The following is an 8,397-nucleotide window of genomic DNA, read 5'->3' on the forward strand; positions in this document are numbered from 1 at the left end:
TTCCTCTTTTTTTTATAATTTTGCGCTTTTTAAGTTCTACGTGTACTGACGGGAGCAGTGCGCACCCTGAACGACAAGCCGTATAGGCTCTTGGCATTAGATTAAACAATTAATAAAATAATATAGTTGTGGGAGAAACAAAGTATATTTTCGTCACCGGTGGTGTTGCCTCTTCATTAGGTAAAGGTATCATCTCATCCTCCATCGGTAAATTGCTGCAAGCAAGAGGTTACAAGGTAACCATCCAGAAGTTTGACCCGTACATCAACATCGACCCGGGTACACTGAACCCTTATGAACACGGCGAATGCTACGTTACCGTGGATGGCCACGAAGCCGACCTCGATTTGGGCCATTACGAACGCTTCCTGGGCATCCAGACCACCAAGGCCAACAATATCACGACCGGACGCATCTACAAAAGCGTCATCGACAAAGAGCGCCGGGGTGACTATCTGGGAAAGACAATTCAGGTTATTCCCCATATTACAGACGAAATCAAGCGTAATGTAAAACTGCTGGGAAACAAATACAAATTCGACTTTGTTATTACCGAGATTGGCGGTACAGTGGGTGACATCGAGTCTCTACCCTATCTGGAAAGCATCCGTCAGCTGAAGTGGGAACTGGGAAAAGACGCCTTGTGCGTACACCTTACTTATGTCCCCTACCTGGCAGCTGCCGGTGAACTGAAGACCAAGCCCACCCAGCACTCCGTAAAGGAACTGCAAAGTGCCGGTATCCAACCCGATGTCCTCGTACTGCGTACGGAACATGAGTTGAGTACCACCCTGCGCAAGAAAGTGGCTCTGTTCTGCAATGTGGACGAGAATGCCGTGGTGCAAAGTATCGACGCGCCTACCATCTACGAAGTGCCTATCTTGATGCAGAGCCAGGGACTGGACGTTACCATTTTGAAGAAAATGGGACTTCCCGTCGGCGACACTCCGGGACTGGGACCGTGGCGTGCTTTCCTCGAACGCCGTCACAAAGCCGAAGAGACTGCCCCGCTGCACATCGCATTGGTGGGCAAATATGACTTGCAGGATGCCTACAAGTCCATCCGCGAGGCCCTTTCACAAGCAGGAACCTACAATGACCGCAAGGTATCGGTAGACTTCGTGAACAGTGAAAAGCTGACTGACGAGAATGTGGCAGAAGCCCTGAAAGGCATGGCAGGCGTACTTATCGGTCCAGGCTTCGGCGAACGCGGCGTTGCCGGCAAGTTCGTAGCCATCAAATATGCGCGTACGCACGACATCCCCACCTTCGGAATCTGCCTGGGTATGCAGTGCATCGCCATCGAATTTGCCCGTAACGTACTGGGTTATGCCGATGCCAACTCACGCGAGATGGACGAAAAGACACCGCACAATGTCATCGACATCATGGAAGAGCAGAAGTCCATCACCAATATGGGTGGGACCATGCGTCTGGGTGCCTACGAATGTGTTCTGCAGAAAGGCAGCAAGGCATACGAGGCATATGGTACCGAGCATATCCAGGAACGTCACCGTCACCGCTACGAGTTCAACAACAGCTTCAAGGATGCCTACGAAGCAGCAGGCATGAAGTGTGTGGGTATAAACCCCGAATCGGACCTGGTGGAAATTGTTGAGATTCCCGCATTGAAGTGGTTTGTCGGTACCCAGTTCCATCCCGAATACAGCAGTACGGTATTGCATCCGCACCCACTGTTCATAGCATTCGTGAAGGCCGCCATCGAAAATGAAAACGAAAAGAAATAATTTGTAATAAGTAATTTGTAATCAACAAAGAATGGATAAAAATACCATCACAGGTCTTGTTCTGATAGCGATATTGTTAGTAGGTTTCAGCTTTCTGAGCCGTCCCAGCCAGGAGCAGTTGGAAGCACAGCAACGTTACTACGACTCCATAGCCCAGGTGCAACAGCGCGAAGCCGACTTGAAAGCCAAGGCGGAAGCAGCCCTGGCCAACGAAAGCGGAGCGGAAGCAAGCGTTGACTCCACTGCCCTCTTCTTCGACGCCCGTCAAGGAACCAACTCGCAGGTAACCATCCAGAACAACCTGGCAGAAATAACCGTAGATACAAAAGGCGGGCGCATAGCTTCGGCCACGCTGAAGGAATACATGGGACAAGACAAGACGACCCCCGTCACACTGTTCAGCGGCAACGACGCTTCCATGAATTTCCTCTTTTACAACAAGAAAGAGACTATCCAGACGGAAGACTATTATTTCACCGCAGTAAACCGTACGGACAGTACCGTCACCATGCGTTTGTCGGCAGACAGCAACAGCTATATCGACTTTACATATCGCATGCATAATGACACATACCTGATAGACTTTACTATTCAGGCAGTCAATATGGAAGGTAAGCTGGCGGCTACCAACAATTATGTGGACATCGAGTGGTCACAACGTGCCCGTCAGATAGAGAAGGGTTACACCTACGAGAACCGTCTGGCTGAACTGACTTACAAAATCACCGGAGAGGGTACCGATTATCTGTCTGCCAACAAGAACGACGAAAAGGAAGTTCCGGAACGCCTGGACTGGATTGCCTTCAAGAACCAGTTCTTCTCTTCGGTATTCCTGGCAGATGCCGACTTTGAAAAGACCAAGCTGAGTTCCAAGATGGAGACTCAAGGCAGCGGCTACATTAAGGACTATTCTGCGGAGATGAGCACGAAGTTCGACCCTGCCGGCAAAGAACCTACCCAGCTGTTCTTCTACTTCGGCCCCAATCACTACAAGACCCTGACCGCACTCGACAAGGGGCGTGACGAGAAGTGGGAGCTGAACCGTCTGGTCTATCTGGGCTGGCCGCTCATCCGCTGGATAAACAAATGGTTCACCATCAACATCTTCGACTGGTTGTCCAGTTGGGGGTTGAGCATGGGTATCGTACTGTTGTTCATGACGTTAATCGTAAAAGCTGTAGTATTCCCCGCAACGTGGAAAACCTACATGTCCTCTGCCAAGATGCGCGTACTGAAACCGAAAATCGACGAGATAAACAAGAAGTACCCCAAGCAGGAAGATGCCATGAAGAAGCAGCAGGAAGTGATGGGCCTCTACAGCCAGTACGGAGTCAGTCCGATGGGCGGATGTCTGCCGATGCTGATACAGTTCCCTATCTTGATGGCCTTGTTCATGTTCGTGCCGAGTGCCATTGAACTCCGCCAGCAGAGCTTCTTGTGGGCAGACGACCTTTCCACTTACGATGCGTTCATCAACTTCCCGTTCCATATCCCGTTCCTGGGAAGCCACCTCAGCTTGTTCTGCCTGCTGATGACGGTTACCAACATATTGAACACGAAGTACATGATGCAGCAGCAGGATACGGGTGCCAATCCGCAGATGGCTGCCATGAAGTGGATGTCATACCTGATGCCTGTCATGTTCCTCTTCATATTGAACGATTATCCTTCGGGATTGAACTATTACTACTTCATCTCTACGTTAATCAGTGTGGTAACAACGCTCATCATGCGCAAGACAACCAATGAGGAAGCCCTTCTTGCCCAGTTGGAAGCCAACAAAAAAGACCCGAAGAAGATGAAGAAAACCGGTTTCGCCGCCCGTCTGGAAGCCATGCAGAAACAGCAGGAACAGATGATGAAAGAGAGACAGAACAAAAAGTAGTAAGACTACCGTTCAAAATATTCTTTTGCAGAAAGCCGGACAATGACATTTGCCCGGCTTTCTTATCCTTACGCCAATGAAAAAATCACAGACTCTAAATTATGCAGACTAAATACACCTACAAACAAATCTGGCTTATAGCCTACCCCATCCTAATCAGCCTCCTTATGGAGCAACTGATAGGTATGACGGACACCGCCTTCCTCGGACGTGTGGGCGAAGTCGAGCTGGGAGCATCTGCCATCGCCGGTGTCTTCTACATGGTCATCTTCATGGTTGCCTTCGGTTTCAGCATCGGGGCCCAGATACTCATTGCCCGGCGCAACGGCGAACGGCAGTATAAGGAAATCGGTGACTTGTTCTATCAGGGCATCTATTTCCAAGTCGGGATGGCGGCAGTCATGTTCCTGCTATCTTATTGCTTCTCGCCGATTATCCTGAAACGCATCGTAGCCTCGGAACATATCTACGAAGCAGCCACCAGCTACCTGCACTGGCGTGTATTCGGTGCCTTCTTCTCGTTCAGCGCAGTCATGTTCCGTGCCTTTTTCTTGGGAACCACCCAGACCAAGACACTGACACTGAACTCCATCGTCATGGTGTTGAGCAATGTCGTATTCAACTATATCCTGATTTTCGGTAAATTCGGTTTTCCTGCACTCGGCATTGCCGGAGCCGCCATCGGCTCCTCATTGGCCGAGCTGGTTTCGCTGTTATTCTTCATCCTCTATACCCGTAGCCGTATCGACTGCTGCAAGTACGGGCTGGACCGTATTCCGAAGTTCCGGCTGGACGTATTGAAACGGATGCTGAACGTCTCTTTCTGGACCATGATACAGAATTTCTTCTCCCTCTCCACCTGGTTCTTGTTCTTCCTTTATGTGGAGCATCTGGGAGAGCGATCGCTGGCAGTGACCAACATTGTCCGCAATGTGTCCGGCATACTGTTCATGGTACTCATGGCATTTGCCTCTACCTGCGGTTCATTGGTCAGCAACCTCATCGGTGCAGGCCACTCCGATTGCGTGGCAGGCACTATCCGGCAGCACGTACGCATAGCCTACGTTTTCGTACTTCCGCTGGCATTGCTTTTCGCGCTGTTCCCCAAGCTGATTCTGGGAATTTATACCGACATACCCGACCTGCAGGACGCTGCCGTGCATTCGCTTTGGGTGATGTGCTCCACCTATCTGTTCCTGGTTCCTGCCAATGTCTATTTCCAGGCAGTTTCCGGAACCGGCAATACGCGTACTGCATTGGGCATGGAGCTGGCAACGCTGATCATCTACACAGCCTATATCACCTACATTATTCTGATTCTGCAACTCGACGTGGCCATCTGCTGGACCTCGGAAATGGTTTATTCCAGCTTTATTCTCATTTTCTGCTGGCTATATATCAAACGTGGGAATTGGCAAGGAAGGAAAATTTAGTATCTTTGCATTGAAATAACCGAAACAAAAAACATATATGAAACAAGTAAATCTACTACTTATGTCAGCAGCCATGACATTGGCCTCCTGCGGAGGAACAAAAGATGCCGGACAGCAGCAGGACGCAGCAGCGCTCATCCAGCGGTCGGACATCAAGATTGAAGGAAAGCGTATGACACCCGAGGCACTCTGGGCGATGGGACGTATCGGCAGTGTAGCCGTATCTCCCGACGAAAAGCAAATTGCCTACACGGTATCCTATTACAGCGTGCCCCAGAACAAGAGTAACAGCGAAGTCTTCGTCATGAATGCCGACGGTAGTGGCAATACCCAGATAACGCATGACGCCTGGCAAGAAGGACAGCCCACATGGTTCAAGGACGGCAAGAAGCTTGCCTTCCTCTGCAACGAAAGCGGCAGCAGCCAGGTATGGGAAATGAATCCCGACGGCAGCGGACGCAAGCAGCTGACTCAATACGAGGGAGACATCGAAGGGTTCTCTTTCTCGCCCGACGGCAAGAAACTCCTTTTCATTGCCCAGGTAAAGACCGTGAAGAGTACGGCAGACAAACATCCGGACCTTCCTAAAGCTACCGGCATCATCGTTACCGACCTGATGTACAAGCATTGGGACGAATGGGTGACTACTGCTCCCCATCCATTCGTTGCCGATTTCGACGGCAATGCCATCAGCAATGTCACTGATATTCTTGAGGGAGAGCCATACGAAAGCCCGATGAAGCCCTGGGGCGGTATCGAGCAGCTGGCATGGAGCCCGTCTTCTGATAAGGTGGCCTATACATGCCGTAAGAAAACCGGACTGGCGTATGCCATTTCCACCAACTCCGACATTTATATCTACGACCTTGCCTCCAAGGAAACCAAAAACATCACGGAAGAAAACAAGGGATATGATACGAATCCCCAATACTCTCCCGACGGCAAATACATCGCCTGGCAGAGCATGGAGCGTGACGGCTACGAAGCCGACTTGAACCGCTTGTTTATCATGAACCTCGAGACCGGCGAGAAACGTTTTGTAAGCAAAGCTTTCGAATCGAACGTGGACGCCTTCTTGTGGAACAAAGATTCCCGGAGCATCTACTTCATCGGTGTATGGCATGGCGAGACACAGATTTACAACATCGACCTTGCCGGAAACGACAAGCTTACCCAGCTCACCGACGGCATGTACGACTATGCTTCGCTTGCCCTTTGCGGAGACAAGATTATCGCCAAACGCCACTCCATGAGCATGGGCGACGAAATCTATGCCGTAAACAGTGCACGCAACGGCGACGCTTTTGCAGAAGCAGTGCAACTGACCACAGAAAACAAGCAGATTTACGACCAGCTGGAGATGGGTAAGGTGGAAGCCCGCTGGATGAAGACCACCGACGGCAAGCAGATGCTGACCTGGGTGATTTATCCTCCACAGTTCGACCCTAACAAGAAGTACCCCACCCTCCTCTTCTGTGAAGGTGGTCCTCAGAGTCCCGTCAGCCAGTTCTGGAGCTACCGTTGGAATTTCCAGATTATGGCGGCAAACGACTATATCATCGTAGCTCCCAACCGTCGTGGTCTTCCGGGCTTCGGTGTAGAGTGGAACGAAGCCATCAGCGGTGATTATGGCGGCCAGTGCATGAAGGACTACTTCACTGCCATTGACGAAATGGCCAAGGAACCTTTCGTTGACAAAGACCGCCTGGGTTGCGTAGGTGCCAGCTTCGGAGGTTTCTCCGTATATTGGCTTGCCGGACACCATGACAAACGCTTCAAGGCATTCATCGCACACGACGGTATCTTCAACATGGAAATGCAATATCTGGAAACGGAAGAGAAATGGTTTGCCAACTGGGATATGGGCGGTGCTTATTGGGAAAAGAACAACGCTACGGCACAACGCACTTTTGCCAACTCCCCGCATCTCTTCGTCGACAAATGGGACACCCCTATCCTCTGCATCCACGGAGAGAAGGACTTCCGCATCCTTGCCAACCAGGCAATGGCCGCCTTCGATGCAGCCGTGATGCGTGGCGTTCCTGCCGAACTGCTTATCTATCCGGACGAAAACCACTGGGTACTGAAACCTCAGAATGGCGTGCTGTGGCAACGTACCTTCTTTGAATGGCTGGACAAATGGTTGAAGCCGGCTAAGTAAAGCCCCTCAAAAACGATAAAAACAAATAGTCCCGGATTCTTGACAAAGAATCCGGGACTATTTGTTTTTATTGTACACCGCCCGATTCATTTTTTATGACTATAATTTGAAAGTATTAGGTGTAATACGTACCTTGATAGAAGTCCAAGAAAAAATCAAATCTCATCCCGATTTAAAGAAACGTTACTTTCTTAAGCCTGATGAAGTTATTTTATTGGCAGACGGAACAAAAATTGTTGTCAACAACCAGTGGGGAACATTATTTCCAAGATTTCTTGAAGCAGCAAAGAAACTATACCAAGTAACCAATGATACGGAAAGCAATACTCCAATATCCCGGTTAAAAATTACTTTTGGTAATGGGAAAGTAATTCAAGAAACACAAGCAGCCGAGACTTTCCGGCAATTTGTGATGACAGTAGGTGTGGAACAAGTGCAATCTTTAAATATCAAGGTATGCAAGATTCCCTTGATATCAAACACACTTCATGAGAAATACCAGCGCGCTCAAAAACCATTAGGCAACGGACGGTTTCTTATGACCTGCAGCAATACAAAAACAAAGAAGCGTGATATCGAGCGTATTGCCAAAGCTTTGGGTATTCAGGTGACCGTGGAAATTGTATAATGGAAGACAGTAATTCAAGAGATATGTCTTGAAAAATACTTTTTCATGAAGAGTACGTATATTGCGCTCAACAGTAAGATACACCCTATCAAGAAGATATAGCCATACCGTTGGTAATAAATATATCCTACTATTATAAAAGTCTGTATTGTCATATAGGCCAGAGAGACTATGACATGAGGAATCTTCAGCTCATTCGCCATAATCTGATACAGATGTTTGCGATGCGGCAGCCCGATATTCTCATGAAGCATCAGGCGGTGAATGATAGTCAGTACACTATCCACACCATAAACGGATAAAAGGACTATCCAACTGAAATCTTCCGTTTCAATGATGAGCCTGCCTATCAGGAAAAGAAGGATAAAGGCAATGCTCACCGACCCCACATCACCGGCAAAGCATTTAGCACGCTTGCGGAAATTGAAGAAACAGAAGACTAGAACGGAACAGATAACGGTATAGATGAAATCCGCTTCCACAAAAGTAACCACCTCCTTATTGATATAGGCCAACGCAGCAAGAATAACCAGAGAATAACC

5 protein-coding genes and 1 pseudogene are annotated in these 8,397 nt (G+C 49.1%); 5 read left to right on the plus strand and 1 reads right to left on the minus strand.

Going from position 1 to position 8,397, the window contains the following annotated elements; genetic code table 11:
- Positions 1–128: 128 nt before the first annotated feature.
- From DW800_RS12415 to DW800_RS12435, 5 genes are all read left to right on the plus strand, one after another.
- Positions 129–1,748: a CTP synthase gene (locus DW800_RS12415; RefSeq protein ID WP_119958116.1), complete on the plus strand. Its 1,620-nt coding sequence runs from the start codon at positions 129–131 to the stop codon at positions 1,746–1,748.
- 31 nt (positions 1,749–1,779) lie between these two features.
- On the plus strand, positions 1,780–3,633 hold the full coding sequence (gene yidC / locus DW800_RS12420; protein ID WP_119958117.1) for a membrane protein insertase YidC: 1,854 nt from the start codon (positions 1,780–1,782) through the stop codon (positions 3,631–3,633).
- A gap of 101 nt (positions 3,634–3,734) precedes the next feature.
- Entirely contained in the window at positions 3,735–5,066 is a 1,332-nt protein-coding gene (locus DW800_RS12425; protein ID WP_119958118.1) for an MATE family efflux transporter, read from the plus strand.
- A gap of 37 nt (positions 5,067–5,103) precedes the next feature.
- A complete protein-coding gene (locus DW800_RS12430) occupies positions 5,104–7,227 on the plus strand; it encodes an alpha/beta hydrolase family protein (RefSeq protein WP_117703319.1) in 2,124 nt (707 codons plus the stop codon).
- 106 nt (positions 7,228–7,333) lie between these two features.
- The gene (locus DW800_RS12435) at positions 7,334–7,855 is read left to right on the plus strand and encodes a hypothetical protein (RefSeq protein WP_243633643.1); all 522 of its coding nucleotides are present in this window, start codon (positions 7,334–7,336) and stop codon (positions 7,853–7,855) included.
- A 14-nt stretch (positions 7,856–7,869) separates the two neighbouring features.
- Here DW800_RS12435 and DW800_RS19810 read toward each other — a convergent pair.
- A pseudogene (locus DW800_RS19810) lies at positions 7,870–8,397 on the minus strand (UDP-GlcNAc--UDP-phosphate GlcNAc-1-phosphate transferase); the annotation flags it as partial.

Origin of the sequence: Bacteroides sp. AM32-11AC, from assembly GCF_003603515.1 — a bacterium.
Lineage (GTDB): Bacteria > Bacteroidota > Bacteroidia > Bacteroidales > Bacteroidaceae > Bacteroides > Bacteroides uniformis.